The organism is Gordonia sp. QH-12 (assembly GCF_001578675.1).
GTDB classification, from domain to species: Bacteria; Actinomycetota; Actinomycetes; order Mycobacteriales; family Mycobacteriaceae; genus Gordonia; species Gordonia sihwensis.
On sequence record NZ_KQ969290.1, the window covers coordinates 21,321 to 44,340 of the forward strand.

The 23,020-nt window shown below is 69.0% G+C and carries 19 protein-coding genes and 1 riboswitch; of the genes, 10 read left to right on the forward strand and 9 right to left on the reverse strand.

From position 1 onward, the window contains the following. Positions 1-21: 21 nt before the first annotated feature. On the reverse strand, positions 22-2,814 hold the full coding sequence (locus tag Y710_RS09530; RefSeq protein WP_006894580.1) for a sacsin N-terminal ATP-binding-like domain-containing protein: 2,793 nt from the start codon (positions 2,812-2,814) through the stop codon (positions 22-24). Further along, positions 2,795-3,577, reverse strand: coding sequence for a DUF3027 domain-containing protein (locus tag Y710_RS09535; RefSeq protein ID WP_039866704.1), 783 nt, complete (start codon positions 3,575-3,577; stop codon positions 2,795-2,797). Before Y710_RS09535 ends, Y710_RS09530 begins: the two co-directional genes overlap by 20 nt. Before the next feature lie 142 nt (positions 3,578-3,719). On the opposite strand from Y710_RS09535, the gene Y710_RS09540 reads away from it, so the two are divergent. Then, positions 3,720-5,516, forward strand: a complete 1,797-nt coding sequence (locus Y710_RS09540) for an MFS transporter (protein ID WP_062367385.1) — start codon at positions 3,720-3,722, stop codon at positions 5,514-5,516. Positions 5,517-5,594: 78 nt separating this feature from the next. After that, positions 5,595-6,179, forward strand: coding sequence for a DUF2771 family protein (locus Y710_RS09545; RefSeq protein WP_039866702.1), 585 nt, complete (start codon positions 5,595-5,597; stop codon positions 6,177-6,179). 22 nt (positions 6,180-6,201) lie between these two features. On the opposite strand, the gene Y710_RS09550 is transcribed toward Y710_RS09545, so the two are convergent. Further along, entirely contained in the window at positions 6,202-6,621 is a 420-nt protein-coding gene (locus Y710_RS09550; RefSeq protein WP_006894574.1) for a cold-shock protein, read from the reverse strand. Between the two features lie 116 nt (positions 6,622-6,737). On the opposite strand from Y710_RS09550, the gene Y710_RS09555 reads away from it, so the two are divergent. From Y710_RS09555 to Y710_RS09565, 3 genes are all read left to right on the forward strand, one after another. Beyond that, the gene (locus tag Y710_RS09555; RefSeq protein ID WP_006894572.1) at positions 6,738-6,947 is read left to right on the forward strand and encodes a hypothetical protein; all 210 of its coding nucleotides are present in this window, start codon (positions 6,738-6,740) and stop codon (positions 6,945-6,947) included. Next, positions 6,944-7,474, forward strand: a complete 531-nt coding sequence (locus Y710_RS09560) for a flavin reductase family protein (RefSeq protein WP_006894569.1) — start codon at positions 6,944-6,946, stop codon at positions 7,472-7,474. Before Y710_RS09555 ends, Y710_RS09560 begins: the two co-directional genes overlap by 4 nt. A 263-nt stretch (positions 7,475-7,737) precedes the next feature. After that, a riboswitch (cyclic di-AMP (ydaO/yuaA leader) is annotated at positions 7,738-7,930 on the forward strand. A gap of 8 nt (positions 7,931-7,938) precedes the next feature. Continuing rightward, complete coding sequence (locus Y710_RS09565) at positions 7,939-8,571, forward strand: transglycosylase family protein (protein ID WP_062367386.1); 633 nt, start codon at positions 7,939-7,941, stop codon at positions 8,569-8,571. 147 nt (positions 8,572-8,718) lie between these two features. Here the strand turns inward: Y710_RS09565 and Y710_RS09570 are convergent, their stop codons facing one another. Beyond that, entirely contained in the window at positions 8,719-8,901 is a 183-nt protein-coding gene (locus Y710_RS09570) for a hypothetical protein (protein WP_006894566.1), read from the reverse strand. 46 nt (positions 8,902-8,947) lie between these two features. Between Y710_RS09570 and Y710_RS09575 the strand changes: the two genes are divergently transcribed. From Y710_RS09575 to Y710_RS09595, 5 genes are all read left to right on the forward strand, one after another. Next, positions 8,948-11,287, forward strand: a complete 2,340-nt coding sequence (locus Y710_RS09575) for a helicase-associated domain-containing protein (RefSeq protein WP_006894565.1) — start codon at positions 8,948-8,950, stop codon at positions 11,285-11,287. A 49-nt stretch (positions 11,288-11,336) separates the two neighbouring features. After that, entirely contained in the window at positions 11,337-12,989 is a 1,653-nt protein-coding gene (locus tag Y710_RS09580; protein ID WP_006894564.1) for a DNA repair helicase XPB, read from the forward strand. Between the two features lie 84 nt (positions 12,990-13,073). Then, positions 13,074-13,526, forward strand: coding sequence for a hypothetical protein (locus tag Y710_RS09585; protein WP_006894563.1), 453 nt, complete (start codon positions 13,074-13,076; stop codon positions 13,524-13,526). Positions 13,527-13,559: 33 nt separating this feature from the next. Next, positions 13,560-14,717 (forward strand): pyridoxal phosphate-dependent aminotransferase, encoded by a 1,158-nt coding sequence (locus tag Y710_RS09590; RefSeq protein WP_039866699.1) that lies wholly within the window; start codon positions 13,560-13,562, stop codon positions 14,715-14,717. Positions 14,718-14,770: 53 nt separating this feature from the next. After that, positions 14,771-15,400: an alpha-ketoglutarate-dependent dioxygenase AlkB gene (locus tag Y710_RS09595; protein ID WP_006894559.1), complete on the forward strand. Its 630-nt coding sequence runs from the start codon at positions 14,771-14,773 to the stop codon at positions 15,398-15,400. Between the two features lie 11 nt (positions 15,401-15,411). On the opposite strand, the gene Y710_RS09600 is transcribed toward Y710_RS09595, so the two are convergent. From Y710_RS09600 to Y710_RS09620, 5 genes are all read right to left on the reverse strand, one after another. Continuing rightward, positions 15,412-16,281, reverse strand: a complete 870-nt coding sequence (locus Y710_RS09600; protein WP_006894557.1) for an oxidoreductase — start codon at positions 16,279-16,281, stop codon at positions 15,412-15,414. 1 nt (position 16,282) lies between these two features. After that, positions 16,283-18,010 carry an adenylate/guanylate cyclase domain-containing protein gene (locus Y710_RS09605; protein ID WP_101841614.1) on the reverse strand — a complete coding sequence of 576 codons (1,728 nt, stop codon included), beginning with the start codon at positions 18,008-18,010 and terminating at the stop codon, positions 16,283-16,285. A 75-nt stretch (positions 18,011-18,085) separates the two neighbouring features. After that, the gene (locus tag Y710_RS09610; RefSeq protein ID WP_006894554.1) at positions 18,086-18,640 is read right to left on the reverse strand and encodes a YceI family protein; all 555 of its coding nucleotides are present in this window, start codon (positions 18,638-18,640) and stop codon (positions 18,086-18,088) included. A 151-nt stretch (positions 18,641-18,791) separates the two neighbouring features. Beyond that, on the reverse strand, positions 18,792-19,955 hold the full coding sequence (locus tag Y710_RS09615) for a zinc-binding dehydrogenase (protein ID WP_062367387.1): 1,164 nt from the start codon (positions 19,953-19,955) through the stop codon (positions 18,792-18,794). 93 nt (positions 19,956-20,048) lie between these two features. Next, positions 20,049-23,003 carry a hypothetical protein gene (locus tag Y710_RS09620; RefSeq protein WP_062367388.1) on the reverse strand — a complete coding sequence of 985 codons (2,955 nt, stop codon included), beginning with the start codon at positions 23,001-23,003 and terminating at the stop codon, positions 20,049-20,051. Positions 23,004-23,020 lie beyond the last annotated feature (17 nt).

Consider the following 23,020-nt stretch of genomic DNA (forward strand, 5'->3'; position numbering starts at 1 on the left):
TCGTCGTTCGCGGCTCGCCGCTCACGGTACTGGCTCATCGTCCGCCCGCCCCCGACATCGGCTCAGATGCACCGTCCCGTCGTCGTCCACCCACAGGGGCACGCGCCGCCGGTCGTCGGTCTCACCGGTCACCGTGACATGGAGATCGTCGTGGAGCCGCACGCGGTGGGGCGCGGGCAGTCCGGCCGCCGCGGACAGCCGGACGGCGTCGGCGGAGTCGGGGTCGACGGACTCGCCGCCCTGGTCCGGGATCACCCGGTAGACCTCGGCCGCGGTAGGTGCATCGAGGAGATCGGCCAGCAGAGCGGCTGAATCGGCGTCGGGCGGGATCGCAGGCAGGACGGCGCGACCGGCGGGCACCACGCTCATCCACCACGGCGCCCCGACCACCACGGGATCGTCGGAGACTTCGCCGGAGACCGTCCGGGCGCCTCGGGGCGGTTCGACGTCGTCGACCGCGAACGCCCCGGAACGCACGGCACTGATCAGCGCGGCATGGGCACGGACTGCGACGCCGGGTGCGACCGTCCGTGCCGGATCGGCGAGCCTTGCCAGCCAGTCGGCCGCGTCGTCGGCGTCGTCCGGCTCACCGGCGGCGAGGAGTCCGGCGGCCGCCACGGGCACCTCGACGGGGTCGAACAGCCCGCGCAGCGACGTCTCGTCGACCGATCGGAGACCCCGTAGCGCCGTGCCGTCGATCTCGGCGTATCGGCGCAGCCACCACCGCGTGTACCCGCCGGTCAGCGCGGACGCGGTGTCGGGGTCGTCGGCCAGCAGCGCGAGAGCGGCCGGCCACTGCCGAGGGTCGACGAGGTCCAGGTCGCGAACGGCGATCAGTTCTTCGGGCGGCACCTCGTGCTCCTCCCACCATCGCTCCTCGTCGGGCAGGTCGTGATCCGGCGCGACGGGCGCGTCGTCGCGCACGAGCGTGAATCCCCATCCGACGCCGAGTCGGCGCAGAGCCGTCGGCCCGTACGTCTCGACCACCGAATCGGCGACGGTTCCGAACGGAGAGTCGTCGACCAGCACCTGCGCCAGCGGGCTGTCGGGCAGCAGGAGTTCGTCCGCCGGCCACCGCTCGCCGTCGGCTCCGAGCAGTTCCAGACCGCCGAGTTCGGCCGGCGCGCGACCGGCGTCGGGCAGTCCGAGGATCCTGAGCACCACGTCGGTCACGGCGTCCGGGTCGGCAGCGCGGTCGTCGGAATCGGGGCCGGCGTCGAGCTCCGCGATCAGCTCGGGCAGCGCCAGAGCCGCCGCGGGCGAGATGCGCGTGAGTCCGAGGCGGTCCAGGAGCGGGTCGTAGGCGGCGGGATCGACGGTCGGCACCCAGCTCGGGACGGGCGGATCGTCGAGCCCGTCCAGCCCGTCGATGAGAAAGAGCCCGCGGCACCCGACGTTCATGCGGCCGTCGGCGCGCGGAACCGGCAGCGTTCCCAGTTCCTCGGCGGTCCGTGCGTCCGGGACCATCGGCGCCAGCGCCGCGTAGAGCCGCGACCACCATGCGGTGTCCTCGCCGCCGGCACCGGACAGCAGCTCGGCCAGATCGGCCAGGCCGAGGCGCCGAGCGCCCAACCCCACCAGCAGCGACGCCGTCACCCGGTCACTGACATCCGGATGCGCCAACGGTTCGAGAAGGTCGCCGAGCAGCGCCGCGAGGTCGGCCGTCAGGCCCGGGAGCACCCACGCCCGTTCGGGCGAGAGCGCCTCCCCGGTGGCAGACGGCAGCCACCGGGCAGTGCGCAGCCGGTCCCGGACCGCCTCCCGGAGCACCGCGTCCACCCGGCCCGATGCGAGCGCCGGCGGGGGAATCACCGCTTGCTTCTGGTCGTCGGGAACCAGTGCCGCGAGTTCGGGATAACCCGCGGCCGCCGCCTCGACGTCGGCGTCGGGATGCAGTTCCCGGCGATCGGGCGTCAACGGCAGGTCGGCGATCACGCGCGCGGGAAGGGTCAGTTCGATATCCGTGGCGTTGGGGCTGCGCAGCGCGTCGCCCGACAGCGGCCGTATCCGTCCGTCCCGGATCGGCACCAGCCATCGGGCGGTGGCGGCTCGCGCGATCAGCCAGCGCCGGTGCTCGGTGCCGTCGCGGGTGATGACGACGGTGTCGCCGTCGGCCAGACGCTCGTAACTCCGCCCGGCGACGTCGATCCGCGCGAGCGCCTCCAGTTCGAGCAGGAGGTCGGGCGCCTGGTGCTGCGCCGCCGACACGATCGCGGCCGCGGCCTCCTCGTCGGCCGTCTCCAGCACCACCTCGGTGTCGAATCCCGCAGCGGGCTGGGCCGCCGAGGGCCAGGCCAGTCGCTGCGCGGGGACCCGATCAAGATCCAGCTCCGAATCGGGATCGTCGATCAGCGCGCGGATCTGTCCGCGAGTCCGATCGGCGTCGAACTCGATCGATCCGCTGCGTGAGGCGAGGGTGACGCGCGCGGCGAGCGACGTGGCACGGAAACCCATGCCGAAGCGGCCGACGGTGGTCCCGCCGTGGATCAGCGGGCTCTTCGGCGACACGCGCAGCGCCGTGAGCGACCGGACTCCGGCGGCCGTCAGCGGCGCACCGGTGTTCGCGACGTGGACGGTGGCGCCGTCGGCCCACACCGCCACTCGGCCGTCGATGCCGGCCAGGCTCGCCGCGTCGGCCGCATTGGCCGCGAGCTCGGTGAAGAGGCGGTCGCGGTAACCGATCTCGAGAAGTTCCGCCTCGGCCGCAGCGTCCTCGGCCAGACGGGTGGGCGACGACAGCCAGCCCTGCAGGGTGCTCCGGCGCAGGTCCGCGGTCCCGAACGGATCCGCGGGATCAGTCTCCGGCCGGGGCATCGCTCGCCGGAACGGCCGGCAGCGTCACGACCTCGACGGCACCGTCGTCGAAGGCGTCGTAGGCCGGGCTGCCATTGCCCGGTGCGGGCCGTACGTCCGAATGCGCGCCGCAACCGTACTCCGCGGAGACCGCGCGGCCGTCGGCGGACAGCTCGTTGGCGCAGACGCCGAAGGCGCCGTGGAGCGCTCCGGCGAGGGGCAGGTAGAAACCACAGGTCCCGCACGAGTGCCGGGCGTTGCGGGCCATCGCCGAATCGGGACCGAATTCGCCGTCGTACCAGCGCTGGGCGGCGTCGGCGCGGCCCTCGAAGGAGAGCAGGCGCTTGCGTCCGAGGCCGATCTCCGCCGAGACCTGCCCCACCTGATCCCGGTCGATGGGATCGACGTCGAGGGTGTCGATCTGCCCGGGGACCAGCCGCGGATCGTCGGCGGGCGCGGCCAGCAGATCGCCGGGACCGAGATCGCCCGGCGCGACGCGATCCACCCAGGGAACCCATTCGGGGGCGAGCAGAGCGCCGTCGCCGGGGAGCAGGACGGTCTCGCTGACCGTCAGTTCCCTCGACTCGGGCGCACCCGCGACGACGACGCACCACTGCCAACCCCGGTAGCCGGGGACTTCGGCGGCGAAGTAGTGGGTGGCGGCGTACTCGCCCTCCGAGCGCGCCCCCAGATGCTCACCAGGCGTTTCGCCGTCGGCGATCAATGCTTCGCGCGCGAAGGCGACAGCATCCACCAGGGCGCCGTTCTCGAATGCAACACTCACCCTTCCAGTGTGCAATAGCGGCCCGGGGTAATGCACGTCAGGCACCTTTCGCAGACGATTCGCGGGATCGGCGAGGCACGCACGAAGCATCGGGCGCCGCCTGTTCCCAGCCTTGTCCGCGTCATAGGGAACAATTGATGACGTGAATCCTCGTCAACCCGGTGACAACCGCCCCCACGGCGGTGACCGGCAGCAGTCTCCGCGGTCTCCGCGGCGGCCGGCGCCGCATCCCGGCCAGGCGAACTACCCGGCCGACCCGCGACCGCGCGTGCCCACCCGACCGTTCGAGTCCCGCGAACGTCCGGCCAGCGAGGGCTATCTGCCTCCGCGCACCCGCAACCCGCATCTGCCCCCGCTCGACCCGCAGACCGAACCCGTCGACCAGCCGACCACCCGGATCAAGCCGGAGGCCGGCGCGCAGGACCGTCGCCGCGGCACCGAATACGTTCCACCCGAGAAGGTCACGGTGGTCCGGGTCTTCGCGCGGCGGTCGAAGTACTTCACCGCCCGCGGCGTGAACATGGTGCATCGCGCGGCGACGGCCGACGGCGCCGACCGGTCCGGACTCACCGCGCTCACGCTGCCGGTGATCGCCAACAGCGCCGTCGACGCCGCGATGGCGGTCGCGCTGGCGAACACGCTGTTCTTCGCCGCGGCCACCGGCGAATCGAAGGTCAACGTCGGCCTGTACCTGGCTTTGACGATCGCACCGTTCGCGCTCATCGCACCGCTGATCGGGCCGCTTCTGGACCGGCTGCAGAACGGGCGGCGAATCGCGATGGCCGCGACCTTCGGCCTCCGCGCGGTCCTCGGGTTGCTCATCATCGTGAACTCCTCGTGGGACTCCTCATCCGGGCAGCTCACGTACAAGCCGTGGGTGCTCTATCCGTGCGCCCTCGGGCTCATGGTCCTGTCGAAATCGTTCGGGGTGCTCAAATCGGCCGTGGCACCGCGCGTGCTGCCGCCCTCGATCGATCTGCCCCGCGTCAACTCCCGGCTCACCACGTTCGGTCTGATCGGCGGCACCATCGTCGGCGGCGGCATCGCGGGCGCGCTCGAGATGGTGCTCGGCAAGTTCCTCCCCTTCCACGTTCCGGGCGCGATGATCTGGCTGGTGCTGGTCGCCGCGATGGGCGGCTACTACTGCATGAAGATCCCGTCGTGGGTGGAGGTGACCGAGGGCGAGGTCCCGACGACGATCACCTACCGCGGCAGTCCGGACGCCGAGGCCCCCACCGAGCGGGCCCACAAGCCGAGCCTCTCGAAGCGGTTGGCGGCCAAGATGCGCCAGCCGCTGGGCCGTTCGGTGGTGACCGGACTGTGGGGCAACGGAACCATCCGCATCCTGACCGGGTTTCTCACCCTGTACATCGCCTTCTACGCCAAGGCGCAGGACCACCTGGGTTCCGGCTGGGCGCAGCTGATGATGCTGGGTGCGGTGGGTGCCGCCGCCGGCGTCGGCAACGCCGCCGGAAACGGCCTCGGCACGCGGATCGAGCTGCGCAATCCCACCGCGATCGTCGTGTGGTCCACCGCGGCCACATTCGTCGGATGTCTGCTGGCCGCGATCTTCAACTCGCTGATCTTCGTCGTCGTCGCAGGCTTCATCGGCTCGGCGACCAGCGCCATCGCGAAGGTCTGCATGGACTCGAGCATCCAGGACGATCTACCGGAGGAGTCCCGGGCGTCCGCATTCGGCCGGTCGGAGACGGTGCTCCAACTCTGCTGGGTCTTCGGCGCCACCCTGGGTGTGCTCCTGCCCACCGAGCTGTGGATCGGCTTCACCGTGGTCACCGTGTTCGTCGGAATCGGTCTCGTCCAGACCTTCCTGACCAGCCGCGGTTCCACGATGGTGCCGGGCTTCGGCGGCCGCCGCCCCGATCACGCGGCCCCGACGATGCCGATCGAAGTGCCCGACCATCTGCGCGCACCGCGCTGAGCCGCGGCCGACACGCCCCTGATCGAGCCCGCACATCCCCCAGCCCCCGCCCCCTAACCGAAGGACGTATTCGACGTGATGCAACCGGGAGACAAGAAGGCCCTCGCGATCATCGGAGCCGTGGTGGTCGCGGCCCTGGTGATCATCGCCGGCGCCACCACGCTGCTCGTCCGGGGACACGAGAAGCCGCTGCCGACCATCTCGTTCCAGGCCGGCGACCACCTGACCCGGGCCGAACCGTCGTACTGGTGCTCGGTGAAGATGGACGACTGCCGACTCGTCGACCGGAACGGCAAGTTCAAGCTCCGCACCTACGACCACCCGGTCGCCATCGGCGAGCGGGTGACCCTGAGCGTTCCGAAGGAGATCTCAGACGGGCCGTGGACGCTCATCGCCGAATACGCGACACCACGGGGCATCGCACGCGTGATGTGGCTGCACCTGCCGGGCACCACTTTCACGCAGATTCTGCACAGCGAACCCGATCGGGTGCTGATGGGCGTGGAGGTGTCGTCGATCTCGGCGTACCGGGAGAAGACCCCCGGCCAGGACAACGACTCGCTCGACGTCGACCTGTCGATCCGCGGCACCTTCTCGATCCGGACTCTGCCGGTCGACTTCCGCATTCCGAACACCGCGACGCTGCCCGACCAGCGCGGCTAGCTCGGCCGGACGGAGGCCCGCGTCAGCGGTCGAGTTCGCGTGTGACGCCGCGGACGACCTCCGAGATCCGCTGGGCGGTCTTCCGGTCGGGATAGCGGCCGTTGCGCAGATCCGGCTGCACCTTGCCTTCGAGCAAGGTGATGAGATCGGCGATGAGCCCGTGCAGTTCGTCGGGCGAGAGACGCTTCGCGTCCCGCTCGCGGCGTGCCGCCTCGCGCGTGTTGCGCGCCACACTGGGCGCCGGTTCGAGGACCGTGACGCGCAGCGCCTGCGGGCCGCGGCGTCCCGCCGCCATGTCGAACTCCACCTTCTGTCCGACCTTCAGCTCCGAGACGTCCGAGGGCAGCGCGTTGGCCCGGACGTACACATCCTCGCCGTCGGTCTGCGACAGGAACCCGAAGCCCTTCGCGGAGTCGTACCACTTCACCCGGCCGGTCGGCACAGTGCTCACCTTCACAACTGATCTGGTCTGCCACAGACAAAAGCGCCTTGGCCCGATGGCAGTCCGAGCGGAGGCGCGCTGCAACAGATTCTAGCGTTCGGGCTACCGTTGACGCCATGCAGACCCAGAAGTCCTCACGCCTGCTCGGGGTCGCCGTCGTCATGTTCGGCATCGGGATGATCGCGAGCATCGCCCTGCTGTTCCCGGCGGTCCGGGACACCGGGACGGCCGTCGTCACGACCGTCTACGTTCTGGCCATGGGCGCACCGCTGGGATTGCTGCTCGGGATCGTGTTCGCCCTGCTGTCCGGCCGGCGCAGCCGGTGAACCGCATCGACCCGGACCGGCCGCTGCGGCCCGTCAGCGACGAGACCGAACTCAAACGAGCTTTCAGTTGCTTCCCATCCGGCGTGGTGGCCGTGTGTCGCACAGGCGACGATCCCGGGGGCGACCCGATCGGGATGTCCGCCAGCGCCTTCACCACCGTCTCGCTCGATCCGCCGCTGGTGTCGGTGTGCGTCCGCAACGGCTCCACCACCTGGCCCGCACTGAGGGGCGGCACCGTCGGCGTGAGTGTCTTCGCCGCGCACCAGGGCGACGTCTGCCGCAGGCTCGCGGGGCCGCCGGAGGACCGGTTCACCGGGGTACGCCCCATCGCCGACGACTCGGGCGCGGTCTTCATCCCCGGCGCCGCCGCCCACCTGGCATGCACGGTGTTCTCAGAGATCCCCGCGGGCGACCACCTCGTGGTGCTTCTGACCATCGACGCCCTGCGCTGCGACCCGAACGTCGAACCACTTGTCTTCCACGCCAGCAGCTTCCGCGCACTCGAAGCTCGACGCGCGCAATCCTGACATACCGGCGTGTCGGAACTCTCAAACAGGATGTGACCTTTGTCACATAACAACCCGATAACAAACGGGATACGAGACGGGTATCAGTGCCGTGAGCAGCACGGACGTGCCACGACGCCCGATCGGCCGCTTCACGCCACCTCAGAGCACCTCTTCGCATCAGATGTTCTCGCGGGCCCGACGACGTAGTGTTCATGACGGCCGCCACCCAGGCGACCACCCGAACGCCCGTTCCGCCGGTCGCGCCCAACCTCGCTCCGCCGGCAGGACACCCGCTGATGCAGTTTCAGGAGCGAGGACGGGGGACCCACAATCCTCCGGGAAGCGGTCGATCACCTCGGTGGTCGGCCTTGGGGTTAAGCCCGGCAGACGTCGCACCCAGTGACGCGAGCCGGACCGGGCACCTCTCAGCCCGAACCCGACAGCTCACCTCGTAGGCGCGTGGAGAGAGGAAACGAAGACATATGTCCGGACGTCACTCGAAGCAGACGACCAATACCAAGACTTTCGCGAAGATCGCCCTCACGTCGGCCATCATCGGCGGCGGCGCGGCCCTGATGGGCGGCGGTCACGCCTCGGCAGCGACCGATTCCGAGTGGGATCAGGTCGCACAGTGCGAGTCCGGCGGCAACTGGGCCATCAACACCGGAAACGGCTACCAGGGCGGCCTGCAGTTCAGCCCGAGCACCTGGGCGGCCCACGGCGGCACCCAGTACGCACCGAGCGCCGACCAGGCCACCCGCGAGCAGCAGATCGCCGTCGGCGAGCGCGTTCTCGCCACCCAGGGCAAGGGCGCATGGCCCACCTGCGGCGGTCCCCTCTCGGGCCCCACCCAGCGCAGCGCCCCGGCCACCCCCAAGCCGGCCAACCCGCTCGCACCGAAGCAGCAGGACGCCCCGAAGACCGGCCTGGCCAAGCCTGCCGACGCCAAGAACACCGAAGAGGCCAAGCAGCAGATCGACAAGGTCGTCAACGACTCCAAGGTGAGCCCCGAGGTGCGCAGCGCCTGGAAGGCCGCCAAGGACTCCGGCTACCAGCTCACCCCGGACCAGCTGAAGCTGTACAACCAGAACAAGGGCCTGATCAACCTCCCCTGATCACCCGAGAAGTTCATCCGAGAAGACCTCCGCTTCGGCGGGGGTCTTCTCGCATTTCGCGACCGCCCCCGCACCGACGTGACACATGGCGCACGAAAACCGGCCGGACCACACGGTCCGGCCGGTCTCGGCAGAGCTCAGGTCAGGTCAGCGGTTGACGACGGTCTTCGACTGGATGTACGGCAGGCTGTCGACGGGCTGCGGCAGCTCGTAGTAATCGCCGAACGGCGAGAGCGCACCCGCCAGGTGAGAGGTGAACTCCGTCACCGCGTGCTGCTCACCGATATCCGTCGGCCAACCGTTGTCCACGTATCCACTCTTCTTAGCCACGGCCTCATTGTGCCATGCCCGCTGAACCGGCGGTACAGTTGTCCGAATGAGTCCCGACCTGCCGCTGCGCGGGTTGGCCGACGATCTCGCCGAGCGGTCCGACGATGCGCTCGTCGAGTTGCTGATCGCCCGGCCCGACCTCGCCTCTCCCCCGCCCCGCGGCACCGGTGTCCTCGCCCAGCGCGCGCTGTCGGCGGCGTCGATCTCCCTGGCGGGCGAAGGGCTCGACCTTCTGGCGGTCGCGGTGATCGAGGCCTTTCTCGACGCGTCAAGTGCGATCGGCGAACGCAAGGAACTCCTCGGGCCGGTGAGCCGGGACGCGATCGTCGCCCGTCTCGGTCGGCGGGCGCGGCGCGGCGACGTCGACGCGCGTCTCGACCAGATGGTCACCCGTGCACTGCTGTGGGGCACCGGGCCGCGTCGACGCGGCAGGCACACCGACTGGATCGCCGGGGCGCATCTGCCCGACGCCCTGCCGTGGCGGGCTCACAATCTGCTCGGCCCCATCGCGGAGTCGACTCCCGCGCAGATCCGCGAGCGCATCGAATCGGCCGCCGAGCGGCCCAGGGAACTGCTCACCACACTCGCCCAGGGGTCGTCTCTCGGGCGCAGTCGCGACGCCGCACCGGATGCCGATCCGAGCGCGCCGGTGCCCACCCTCATCTCCCTCGGTCTGCTCGCACGGATCGATGAGCAGACCGTGGAGCTTCCGCCCCAGGTGGGACAACTGCTTCGCGGTCAGCCGCCGCTCGAGACCGCGGTCCTGCGGGAACCGCCACTCACCGGTGCGGACGGCCCCGGGCGGTTCGACGCGAAGGCCGTCGACGCCGCGGGTGCGGGCGAGGCGCTCGAACTGCTCCGTCACTCCGGCGATCTGATCGAGGCGCTCGGCACCGCGCCGGCGGCCCTGCTGCGGTCCGGCGGCCTGGGCATCCGCGAACTCCGGCGCCTCGCCAAGACCACCGCCCTGACCGTGAGCCGCGTCGGCCTGCTCGTCGAGCTGCTGGCCAGGCAGCGGCTGCTCGACGCGGGTGCGCCCGACTCCGACGCGGGCGACCACCTCGCCGACGACGTCTTCGCGCCCACCGGCGCCGTCGACGCCTGGGCGCATCTGAGTTCCGGGCGACGATGGCTCGGCATGGCGCGGGCGTGGCTCGATCTGCCGCGGCAGCCCTGGCAGATCGGCGACACCGACCGCGAGGGGAACACCCTCGCGGCGCTGTCGTCCGAACTGTTCGACGCCACCGCCGCGGCCTCGCGCCGCGCGGTGCTGGCTCCGCTCGCCGACGCCGAGCCCGCCCACCCGGTGTCCCCCGAAGCGCTGACCGCGGTACTCGGATGGCGTCATCCGCGCCGTCTCCGCCGGCTCAACGTGCACGTGGTGTCCGAGACCCTGCGCGAGGCGACCGAACTCGGACTCGTGGCGCACGGCTCGCTCACGACCGCCGGGCGGCTGCTCCTCGACGTTCCCGCCGACGCCGAGTCGGCGGCCGACGTGCTCGCGGCGATGGACGCGTCCCTGCCCGACCTCATCGACTACTTTCTGGTCCAGGCCGACCTGACAGTCGTGGTGCCCGGGCCGCTCGATCCGGACGTGGCCGACCGGCTCCGGTTGATCGCCGACCTCGAATCGGGCGGTGCCGCCTCGATGTACCGGATCACCGAAGACAGTGTGCGGCGCACGCTCGACACCGGCCGCACCAGCGCCGAGATCGCCACGTTCCTCCACGAGCACTCACGGACGCCCGTGCCGCAGTCGCTGACATATCTGATCGACGACGTCGCCCGCAGACACGGCCGGCTGCGCGTGGGCGTGGCGGCGTCGTTCATCCGCTGCGACGACACCGCGACGCTCACCGAGGTGCTGCGCAGCGAGGCCGCGACCGAGCTGGCCCTGCGCGCCCTGGCCCCGACGGTCGCGGTGTCGGCGGCACCGCTGCGCGATGTGATCGACCGGCTGCGCGCATCGGGGTTCAGCCCCGCGGGCGAGGACTCCTCCGGAGCGCTGATCGACCTGCGCAGCCGAGGCGTCCGCGTCCCGGCCCGCGGTGCGGCGTCGTCCCCACCGCATCGACGCGCCGCTCTCGGTCCCGGTCAGGCGCACGCCGTCGTCTCCCGGATGCGGACCGCCGACCGCGCCGCCGGACCGGTCGCCGCGGCCTCGGCGTCGGGTGCCGCCGGCGAGACCGTGTCCACGCTGATCCAACTGGCCCTGCGCACCGGGAGGCGCCTGCGCATCGGTTATGTGGACGCGCAGGGCGCGGCGAGTCGGCATGTGGTGCACGCCCGTTCGCTGGCCGCCGGACAATTGGTGGCCGACGAGGAGGGCGGCGAGCCCGACCTCCGGTTCGCGCTGCACCGGATCACCCGGGTCGAGGTGCTCTGACTCCCGACGGCAGGTGGCCGCACCGCGCCCGAACCTGGACAATGGACCGGTGACCGACGGACCTCTCATCGTGCAATCGGACAAGACCCTCCTGCTGGAGGTCGACCATCCGGGGGCGGCCGCCGCGCGGGCCGCGATCGCACCCTTCGCCGAACTCGAGCGCGCTCCCGAGCACGTCCACACCTACCGGGTCACTCCGCTGGCACTGTGGAACGCGCGGGCCGCCGGCCACGACGCCGAGCAGGTGGTCGACGCCCTCGTCACGCACTCGCGTTTCCCGGTTCCGCAGCCGCTGCTGGTCGACATCGTCGACACGATGGGCCGCTTCGGGCGGCTCCAGCTGATGAAGAACCCCGCGCACGGGCTCACCCTCGTGAGTCTGGATCGCGCCGTGCTGGAGGAGATCCTGCGGAACAAGAAGGTCGCGCCCATGCTCGGCGCGCGGATCGACGACGACACCGTCGTGGTCCACCCGTCCGAGCGCGGGCGCCTCAAGCAGATCCTGCTGAAGGTCGGCTGGCCCGCGGAAGACCTCGCCGGTTACGTCGACGGCGAGGCGCACCCGATCGAATTGGAGCAGACCGACTGGCATCTGCGCGACTATCAGGAGTTGGCGGCCGACTCGTTCTGGGCGGGCGGTTCGGGCGTCGTGGTCCTGCCGTGCGGTGCGGGAAAGACCATGGTCGGCGCCGCGGCGATGGCCAAGGCCGGCGCCACCACGCTGATCCTCGTGACGAACACGGTCGCCGGCCGCCAGTGGAAGCGCGAGTTGGTGGCCCGGACCTCCCTGACCGAGGACGAGATCGGCGAGTACTCGGGCGAGCGCAAGGAGATCCGCCCCGTCACCATCGCCACCTACCAGGTGATGACCCGCAAGTCGAAGGGCGAGTACAAGAACCTCGACCTGTTCGACTCGCGCGACTGGGGTCTGATCATCTACGACGAGGTGCATCTGCTTCCGGCCCCGGTGTTCCGCATGACCGCCGACCTCCAGTCGCGACGGCGCCTCGGCCTCACCGCCACGCTGGTCCGCGAGGACGGACGCGAGGGCGACGTCTTCAGCCTCATCGGCCCCAAACGCTACGACGCCCCGTGGAAGGACATCGAGGCGCAGGGCTGGATCGCTCCGGCCGAGTGCATCGAGGTCCGGGTGACGATGACCGATTCGGAGCGGCTGCAGTACGCCGTCGCCGAACCAGAGGAGAAGTACAAGCTCTGCTCCACCGCCCACTCCAAGATCCGCGTGGTCCGGTCGATCCTCGAACGCCACCGGGACTCCCAGACCCTCGTCATCGGCGCCTACATCGACCAGCTCGAGGAGTTGGGCCGGGAACTCGACGCCCCGGTGATCCAGGGCTCCACCCGGAACGCCGAACGCGAGAAGCTCTTCGACGCCTTCCGCCGGGGAGAGTTGCAGACCCTGGTGGTCTCGAAAGTCGCGAACTTCTCCATCGATCTCCCCGAGGCCTCGGTGGCGGTTCAGGTCTCGGGTACGTTCGGTTCTCGCCAGGAGGAGGCCCAGCGCCTCGGCCGTCTGCTGCGGCCCAAGGCCGACGGCGGTCAAGCGCACTTCTACTCGGTCGTCTCGCGCGACAGCCTCGACGCCGACTACGCCGCGCACCGCCAGCGATTCCTCGCCGAGCAGGGCTACGCGTACCGGATCGTCGACGCCGACGACATCGTCGGACCGCCGCTGCCGTGAGACGCACGTAACACTCGTCGTCTGTTCGTGCGACATACCGGTTGTCGGGGGTTCGAACACCATCGTCGATTCCAAGGGGGAACCGTGAACCGTCTCGTCACCGGAACTGTCGTCGCTCTCGCAGCGGGAGCCGTCGTCGCGGGAACCGCGGCCGGGGCCGGCGCGGCCGGCGCCGACATCGAGACCAGCGAGTACGTCGCGCAGAACTGCATCGGCCTGTCACCGAACATCATCGATAATCCCTACTACGGCGGCGTCACCGTCTACCCCGACGGCAATGGGCGCATCAGCGTCACCTGGGGCAATCCCAGCATCTGGGGCTACCGCACCGACGGCACCCTGACCTGGAAAAACCTGCGCACCGGCCGGAGCGGCCAGAGCAATGCCCACTTCACCCACGACGCCGAGGGCGCCGGGTTCTCGGCGGAGATCGCCACGGGTCCGGGACCGGTCCGGATCACCACGCGAGCGATGAACCGAGGGCCCTTCCTCACCCTGGCCGCGCCGACGTGCACGGGAGTGGCGCACGTCCGCTGACCGCATGGGTCGGGTGTGTGCCAACCTGGAGCCATGCCATTGGTCGACCGCATGCGCCCGTTCACGTCCACCGTCTTCGCGGAGATGTCGGCCCTCGCGGTGAAGCACGACGCGATCAACCTGGGTCAGGGGTTCCCCGACTCCGACGGGCCGGCATCGATGCTGGCGGCGGCCGTCGACGCGATCGAATCAGGCGGCAATCAGTACCCGCCCGGGATCGGTGTGCCGTCGCTGCGCCACGCGATCGCCGCACATGAGCGCGATCACTACGGCATCGACCGCGACCCTGATTCGCAGGTCCTGGTGACCGTCGGCGCCACCGAGGCCATCGCCGGTGCCCTGCTCGGACTCGTCGAGCCCGGCCGCGAGGTGGTGATGATCGAGCCGTACTACGACTCCTATGCGGCCTGCGTCGCCCTTGCGGGCGGTGTCCGGCGCACCGTTCCGCTGGTGCGCGACGGCGACGGATTCGTGCTCGACCGATCGGCGCTGGCCGCCGCGTTCGGACCGAATACCGCTGCGGTGCTGGTCAACTCGCCGCACAATCCGACGGGCACGGTACTCACCGACGACGACCTCGCCCAGATCGCACGGTTGACGATCGAGTACGACGCCGTCGCCATCACCGACGAGGTGTACGAGCACCTGCTCTTCGACGGCCGCGGCCAGCACCCGCTCGCGTTGCTGCCCGGGATGGCCGAGCGCACCCTGCGGATCTCGAGCGCCGCCAAGACCTTCGCGTGCACGGGGTGGAAGGTCGGCTGGATCACCGGTCCCGCCGATCTGGTGGCGGCGGCGCGTGCGGCCAAGCAGTTCCTCACCTACGTCGGCAGCGGACCGTTCCAGCCCGCGGTAGCGCACGCGCTGCGCACCGAGATGGACTGGGTGCGGGCCAACGCCGCCGACCTGGCGCGCAAACGGACCGTCCTGTCGAACGCGCTGCGCACGGCCGGGTTCGACGTCCACCGCAGCGAGGCCGGGTACTTCGTCTGCGCCGATCCGCGCCCTCTCGGGTATTCGGACGGATTCGAGTTCTGCCGCGAGATGCCGGCGCGGATCGGGGTCGCCGCCGTGCCGGTCAGCGCATTCGTCGACGACGATCAGCCGTGGCGGCACCTGGTCCGCTTCGCCTTCTGCAAGCGCGACGAGGTCATCGCCGAGGCCGCCGAGCGACTCGGCAGTCTGCGATGACCGCGCGCCGTTCGTACTAGAACATACGTTCGATACCCTGGTAGGCTCCAGCCATGGGCACTGGAGTTCAGGCCTCGTTGTTCGACTCGGCTGACGCGGACGTCGGCCTGGCCGCACTGAGCGCGAGCACCGTACGACACCCGCTCTCCGACGGCGCCTGGGTCGATGTGCGCCCGGGCTGGGTCACCGGGTCGATGCACCTGTTCGACGCCCTACGCGCCGATGTGCCGTGGCGAGCCGAACGCCGGCAGATGTACGAGTCGGTGGTCGACGTCCCGCGACTGCTGGCCTTCTACGATCAGCGCAGCGCGCTGCCGCACGAGATCCTCGAACGGGCCCGCGGTGCACTGACGCACCACTACCGACGAGAACTGCCCGAGGGCTTCGCCACCGCGGGTCTGGCATTGTATCGGGACGGCTCCGACAGCGTCGCCTGGCACGGTGACCGGATCGGTCGGGGACGGATCGACGACACCCTGGTCGCGATCGTCTCCCTGGGCGCTCCGCGCACCCTTCTGCTGCGCCCGCGGGGCGGCGGACCGTCACGGAAATTCATCCTCGGTTCCGGCGATCTGTTGGTGATGGGTGGCTCATGCCAGCGCACATGGGATCACGCGGTCCCGAAGACGCCCGGGGCCGGCCCGCGGATCAGCGTCCAGTTCCGTCCCGCCGGGGTGCGTTGACCCGCGCGCTCTCAGACGTCGAAAGTGACGCCCGTCAGTTCCTCGGACGCCGACCAGAGGCGGTCGCGAACCCGCTGATCGTCGGCCGCCGCACGATAACGTGCACGCGACGGTGTACCGCGCAGCACCCGGTTGGGCCCCCAATAGCTGCCGTTCGGGACGTCGGCCGTCGCCGCGAACAGTGCGGGCAACGCCCCCTGAGCCGCAGGCTGCCCCACGCGAAGCATCGCGCCCGCCTTCATCAGGTAGTCCACGGGCGTCTCGGATTGCCCCATCAGACCGGTCGAGGTGTAGCCGGGATGAGCCAGGACCGCCCGCACGGGGGATCCCGACTGGGTGAGCCTGCGCGCCAGCTCTCGTCCGAACACGGTGTTCGCCAGCTTGGAGTCGCCGTACGCCGCCCATCGGTTGTAGCGCCGCCGCTCCCAGTTGAGGTCGTCGGCGTGGATCCTTCCCCAGTTCTGCGCGAGCGAGGACATGATGACGATCCGCTCGCGCACTCTGGGCAGCAGCAGTCCGGTGAGGGCGAAATGCCCCAGGTGGTTGGTGCCCATCTGCATCTCGAAACCGTCGGCCGTACGCCTGTGCGGCAGTGCCATCACTCCGGCGTTGTTGACCAGGACGTCGAACGGCTCGACGCCGGCCGCGAAATCGCGCACAGAGCCCAGATCGGCCAGATCGAGATGCGCGACGCGCGCCGACGCGCCGATCCGGCCCGCCACACGTTCGGCTTTGTCCAGGTTGCGGCAGGCGAGGGTCACGTCGGCGCCGGCCGCCGCGGCAGCCCTGGCGATCTCGGCACCCAGCCCGCTGTTCGCGCCGGTGATCACCCAGGTGCGGCCGCTCTGGTCGGGTAATCCGGCTGTCGGCCGATCGCTCATGTCACTGCTCCTTCGCGGCCGCACGCGGCGAACGCTCACGCGGTATGGCGAACTTCACCAGGTCAGCCAGCACACTACCGAGCGACGGCGGCTCGGCGCGGATCAGCAACTCGCGCGGCGCGAAGATCTCGGTCGGCTCCGGCCGACCGCGCAGGGTCACCCGATCCACGCGGCGCCACTTCGCCACCTCGTCGGCGCCGGCACGGTCGATGGCCGCGCCGCTGGCGTAGACGGGCGAGTATCCCTCCTTGGCCCGGTCGGACAACCGCGCGCACTCGTTCACCGGGTCCCCGATCACGGTGTACTCGTACCGGGTCCGCGCTCCGATGTTGCCGGCGAACACCGGACCGTAGGCCACGGCCATCCCCCACTCCAGCGGGAGCTTCTCACCGAGCGCCACACCGAGTTCGCGCGCGGCCCCCAACGCCGATTCGGCGGGATTGTCCAGTGGCGCGGGCACACCGAATACGGCGAGCGCCGCATCGCCCTCGAACTTGTTGATGAAGCCGCCGTGCCGTTCCACCACCTCGGCGACGATGGAGAAGAAGGCGTTGAGAACCACCGCGGTCTCGCGCGGGTCGCGCCGTGCCGCGAACGACGTCGACCCGGTGATATCGACGAAGATCACCGCGACCTCGGTGTTCGATCCGACCAGATCTCCGCCGTGTTCGAGAGCCAGGTCGGCGACCCCCACTCCGACGTGGCGGGAGAAGATCTCGCGCATCCGGTCACGTTCCTGAAGGCCGTCGAGCATCCCGTTGATGCCATGCTGGAGCACACCGATCTCGGAGGAGTCGTAGACGGCGACGCGCCTGGTCAGGTCGCCGTCGCGAGCGGATTCGATGACATCGCTCATCTCGTTGAGGGGATCGCGGATCGCACGGCCCACCAGTCCGACGACGCGCCCGCCCGAGGCGAGCGCGATGAAGGCCAGAAACGCGATCGGCCAGTCGAAACGATCCTCCACCTGCGGGACCAGGCCGAGTACCCGCCCGACGATGATCGTGACCATCCCGACCATCGGCACCGCCGAGGAGACCAGCCAGATCACCGCCATGCGCTCGCGCACGCCGTGCATCGCGAACCGCATCGACCGCCCGCCGAAGGCGAGCACCGTCAACGGCCGGACCGCGCTCTCGATGAACATGTAGTTCAGGCACGCCGAGGTTATGGCGGCGAGCATGAACGCCACGAGCATGGCGAGCAGGAACACCGGCTCGGCGTCGGAGAGCACCACGTACATCAGGTACGCGGCGAGCCAGCCGACCAGGTCGGCGTACACCACGCGGGTCGGGATCACCTGCACTTGTCTTCGACGGTCGTCGTCGGCGGGACCGCCGCTGACGAACCACGCGAACTGCGGTTTCAGGAACAGCAGCGAGATCGCGAGACTGACGATCAGTCCGACCAGCGTCGAGAACAGTACCGCGAGCATGCCGGGATCCTCGGAACCCGAGTGCAGCGTGAGTTCGCCGCCGCTGAACGCGAGGAACACCGCGATGAAGGTCTCGATGCTGATCAGGATCTTGGCCCCGCCGAGAATCGCGCTTCCGAGCACCATGGCCCGGGCGACGATTCCGCGGCGGGTCGCCACGTCCATCGCCCGCCACTCGGTGGCGACGCGTTCGCTTCCGCCTTCCACGAGCCGCCCGCCGAAGTAGGCCAGTTTCAGCCTGCGGTCCACCCATTCGGCAAAACGGTGCAGCTCAGTGCGAGTCTCGCCACGCACAAGCAATCACCTCCCGGCCCAATGGAATCTCACTGAGATTACCGAAGACCGGGAGGTGATGTCGGGGTGGAGCGATCAGGCGGTGTGCGTCGCCTCGATCTCGAGCGTGATGGTGATCTTGTCACCGACCACGGTTCCACCGGTCTCCAGCGGCATCTCGATGTCGATGCCGAAATCCTTGCGGTTGATCACGGTCGAGGCCTCAAAGCCCGCGACCGGGCCCTGGCCCATTCCCGCGTTGACGCCGTTGTACTCCATCTTCAGGGTAACCGGCTTGGTGACGCCCTTGAGCGTGAAGTCGCCGGTGAGCTCGTAGTCCCCGCCCTTCTCCACGACGGAGGTGGAGGTGAAAGTGGCGGTCGGGAACTTCTCGGCGTCGAAGAAGTCGGCCGACTTGATGTGGCCGTCGCGCTGTTCGTTGCGGGTGTTGATCGAGGTGACGTCGATCTCGGCCTGAACCGACGGCGTGCCGTCCTCGGCGATGGTGATGGTGCCGGTGAAGGCGTCGAAGGTGCCGCGGACCTTCGAGACCATCAGGTGGCGGACCGAGAAGCCGATGGTCGAGTGGACCGGGTCGATGGTCCAGGTGCCGGGGGTCAGGTCAGCGGGGGTGACGGTTGCTGCAGTCATGACGGTTCTCCTTGCGGAAGCGATCTCGATGGCGTCTGTGGTTCTGCGGCGGCGTGTGCCGCACACACACAGAGCATAACCGGACCGTGGTCCGGATAATTCCGGTTGTGGCGCCAATCACGGAAAGTACCGTCGGATCACGTCCGGACGCTCAGACGTCCACGACGTCGCTCGCCGGATCGATGAGGATCTTCGCGTGACTGCGTGCCGAGGCGAGCGCCTCGAATGCCCCCGCGGCACCGCCGAGCCCGACTGTGCCGGTGAGCAGCGGCCTCGGCTGAACCGTCCCGCGCGCGATCATGTGCAGCGTGGCCCGGAACTCGGCGGGGTCGTAGCCGAAGACGAAGCGCAGGTCGATCTCCTTGTTGCCTGCCATCGCAGGCTGGAAGACATCCGGCTCCATGCACACTCCGACCACCACGACCCGCGAGCGGAAGGGCACGTGCGCGACGAGGTCGTCGATCATTCCGGGAACGCCGACGCATTCGAAGACCACGGGCCCGCGCGGCGTGAGCGACAGCTTGTCGGCGACGCTCATCAGCGACCACCACGGCGTCCGGGGAATGGTCTGAAGTGCGTGCATGGCGTCGAACGCCACCGAGAACAGATCTCCGACGCGGGTGAAGTGCTTCCTCTGTTGCGGCGCCGCGTCCCACGGACTGTCGACGGCGGGGTCGACCACGACGTCTGCTCCGCACTGACGGGCGAGGTCGCGGCGCAGTTCGGAGAGGTCGGCGGCGACCACCGTGCGCACTCCCGCCGCTTTCAGCATCAGGATCACCGCGAGGCCGATGGGGCCGCAGCCGACCACAACGGCCACGTCGCGCCGGCCGATCTCACTGCGCCGGACCGCGTGATGCGCCACCGCGAGCGGCTCGGTCAAGGCCGCGAGTTCCACGTCCACACCGTCGGGGACGGGCATCGCCAGATCTTCCTGGACCACCATGTATTCGGCGTACGCCCCGGGCGCCTGCGCCGAGAGCCCCACCATTTCGACCTCGCCGTCGTGACGGATGATCGGCAGCGCGACCACCGCTGTGCCCGGCTTCCACCGTTTGCGGCATTTGGGACCGTACGAGACCACCTCCCCGACGAACTCGTGGCCCATCACCACCTCGTGGGCGGGGCGCATGAAGTGGTCGTAGCCCACCTTCTCCCCGATGTCGGCGGCGACGTCTCCGTGAACCCGCGCATGCAGGTCGGACCCGCAGATCCCGGCGCGGAGCACTTTGATCAATACGTGGCCCGGACCGGGGCGGGGAACCTCCATCTCGCGCACGTCGAGCGAACCTTCGTGACACACCACAGCTTTCATGCGTCCACTGTAGGGCCGGGTGCGTGCCGGCATCAGGACGCACAACGGCATCCGAGGGAACATTCCCCTCGGATGCCGTCGTGCCTACTGATCTCAGTCGGGACTGCGGTGGCGCGCCCGGCGAACGGTGTACGTCGGGTCCACCTTGACGCGCGGCCGCGTCTCCTCGGATTCGGAGCCGGCGAAGCCGTGGTCCGGGTGCTGCCCGGTGCCGGCGTCCACCCAGTGATGCCTGCCGGTGTCGGGCTCGGGCTGGACGTACTGCGTCTCGCCGCCGGTCGCCGGCTCCGGCTGGTCGTGGGTCACGGTCCGGACGGTGTCCTCGGACTCCTCGACGTAGGTCTCCACCGGCTTCTCGACCACCTTGCGGACGATGACCGGCTTCTCGACCACGACGATCTGCTCGATGGGCTTCTCGACCACCTTCTCGACCTCGACGTAGACCGGCTTCTCGACCACCTTCTCCACGATGTGCTCGACGGGCTTCTCGACGATCCGCTCCACGACGTGGTCGAACCGCTTCTCGATCACGTTCTCCACCAGGACGGGGGTCTGCACGTTCTTGTCGAACTCGCGGCGGACTTCCTGCTCGACCACCTTCTCGATGATCTCCGGCCGTTCGACGATCTTCTCCACGACGTGCTCCACCGGCTTGTCGACGATCTTCTCGACCACGTTGGGCTGTTCCACCACGCGCTCGACGGTCCGGTCCACCGGCTGCTCGATGACCTTCTCGACCACATTCGGCCGCTCCACCACCCGCTCCACCACGCGGTCAACGGGGCGCTCGACGACCTTGTCGATCACGTTGGGCACTTCGACGACGCGTTCCACCACGCGGTCGACCGGCTGCTCGATGACCTTCTCGACCACGTTCGGTCGCTCCACCACCCGCTCGACCACATGGTCCACCGGCTGCTCGACGATCTTCTCGACCACATTCGGTCGCTCCACCACCCGCTCGACCACATGGTCCACCGGCTGCTCGACGATCTTCTCGACCACATTCGGCCGCTCCACCACCCGCTCCACCACGCGGTCGACGGGCCGCTCCACCACCTGCTCGATGACGTTGGGGATCTCGACCACCTTGTCGACGACACGGTCGACGGGCTTCTCCACCACGTTCTCGACGACGTTGGGCACTTCCACAACCCGTTCCACCACGTGCTCGACGGGCTTCTCGATGATCTTCTCGACCAGTTCGGGCTTCTCGACCACGCGCTCCACGGCGTGTTCGACGGGGTTCTCGACGATCTTCTCGACCACGTTCGGCTTCTCGACCACCCGCTCGACCACATGGTCCACCGGCTTCTCGACCAGTTTCTCGGTGACGTTGGGGATCTCGACGATCCGTTCCACCTCACGGTCGACGGGCTTCTCGATCACCTTCTCGACCACGTTCGGCTTCTCGACGATCCGCTCGACCACATGGTCGACCGGCTTCTCGATCGGCTTGTCGACGATCTGCTCCACGATCACCTCGCGCGGCACCTCGACGGTCTTGATCTCCGCCTTCTCTACGACGAGTTCGATCTCCTTCTCGACGACCTTCTCGACCGTCTTGTAGACGATCTTCTCGACCGGGACCTCGATCTCCTTCTCGACCGTCGTCTCCGCCGCCGATTCCTCGGTCGCGTCGACGTGCTTCTCGACGACCTTCTCGACGGGCTTGTAGACGATCTTCTCGACCGGGACCTCGATCTCCTTCTCGACGATCTTCTCGACGGGAACTTCGCGGATCACCTCGACGATCTTCTCGACGGGCTTCTCGATCACCTTCTCGACGACCGACTCGACCGGGACCTCCACCACCTTGTCGACGATGGTGACGATCGGCTTCTCCACCATCCGCTCGACGCTGATGGGCTTCTCGACGACGTCGTCGGTGATCTCGACCAGCAGCTTCTCCACCATGCGCGAGACCTCGGTGGGCCGCTCCACGATCTCGTCCACCACAGTCACGAGCAGCTTCTCCACGAGCCGCTGGATCTCGATCGGTTTGTCGACGATCTCGTCGAGGATCGTGACGATCGGCTTCTCCACCAACCGCGGGATGTCGATCTCGTTGTCGACGATCTCGTCCTTCACCGTCACGATCGGCTTCTCGATGACGCGCGGCACGTCGACGGGGGTGTCGACGATCTCGTCGACGAAGGTGACGACGGGCTTCTCCACCAACCGCGACAGCTCCACCGGCTTCTCAGCGATCTCATCGACCACCGTCACCACCGGCTTCTCCACCAACCGCGGCAACTCCACCGGCTTCTCAGCGATCTCATCGACCACCGTCACCACCGGCTTCTCCACCAACCGCGGCAACTCCACCGGCTTCTCAGCGATCTCATCGACCACCGTCACCACCGGCTTCTCCACCAACCGCGGCAACTCCACCGGCTTCTCAGCGATCTCATCGACCACCGTCACCACCGGCTTCTCCACCAACCGCGGCAACTCCACCGGCTTCTCAGCGATCTCATCGACCACCGTCACCACCGGCTTCTCCACCAACCGCGGCAACTCCACCGGCTTCTCAGCGATCTCATCGACCACCGTCACCACCGGCTTCTCCACCAACCGCGACAGCTCCACCGGCTTCTCAGCGATCTCATCGACCACCGTCACCACCGGCTGCTGCACGAGTCGCTGGAGTTCGACCGGCATCTCGATGATGTTGTCGACCACCGTCACCACCGGCTTCTCGACCCGGCGATGGATGTTGACGGGCTTGTCGACGACCTCGTCCTCGATCGTCACCACCGGGCGTTCCACGGCGCGGCTGACGCTCACGGGCTTGTCGACGATCTCGTCGACCACCGTCACAACGGGTTTCTCGATCAGCCGCGAGACCGTCGCCGGCTTGTCGATGATGGTGTCGACGGTGTTGACCACCAGCCGTTCCACGATCCGCTCGAGCGTGACCGGCTTATCGATGACCTTCTCTACCGGGTTCTCCACCAACCGCTCGACGGTGTACTCGCGGTCGACGACGTTGTCGACAATGTTCAACGCCGGATCGTTCTCCTGCGGCGTCCCGCCGTTGGCCATCGCCCCTCCTTGTGCGC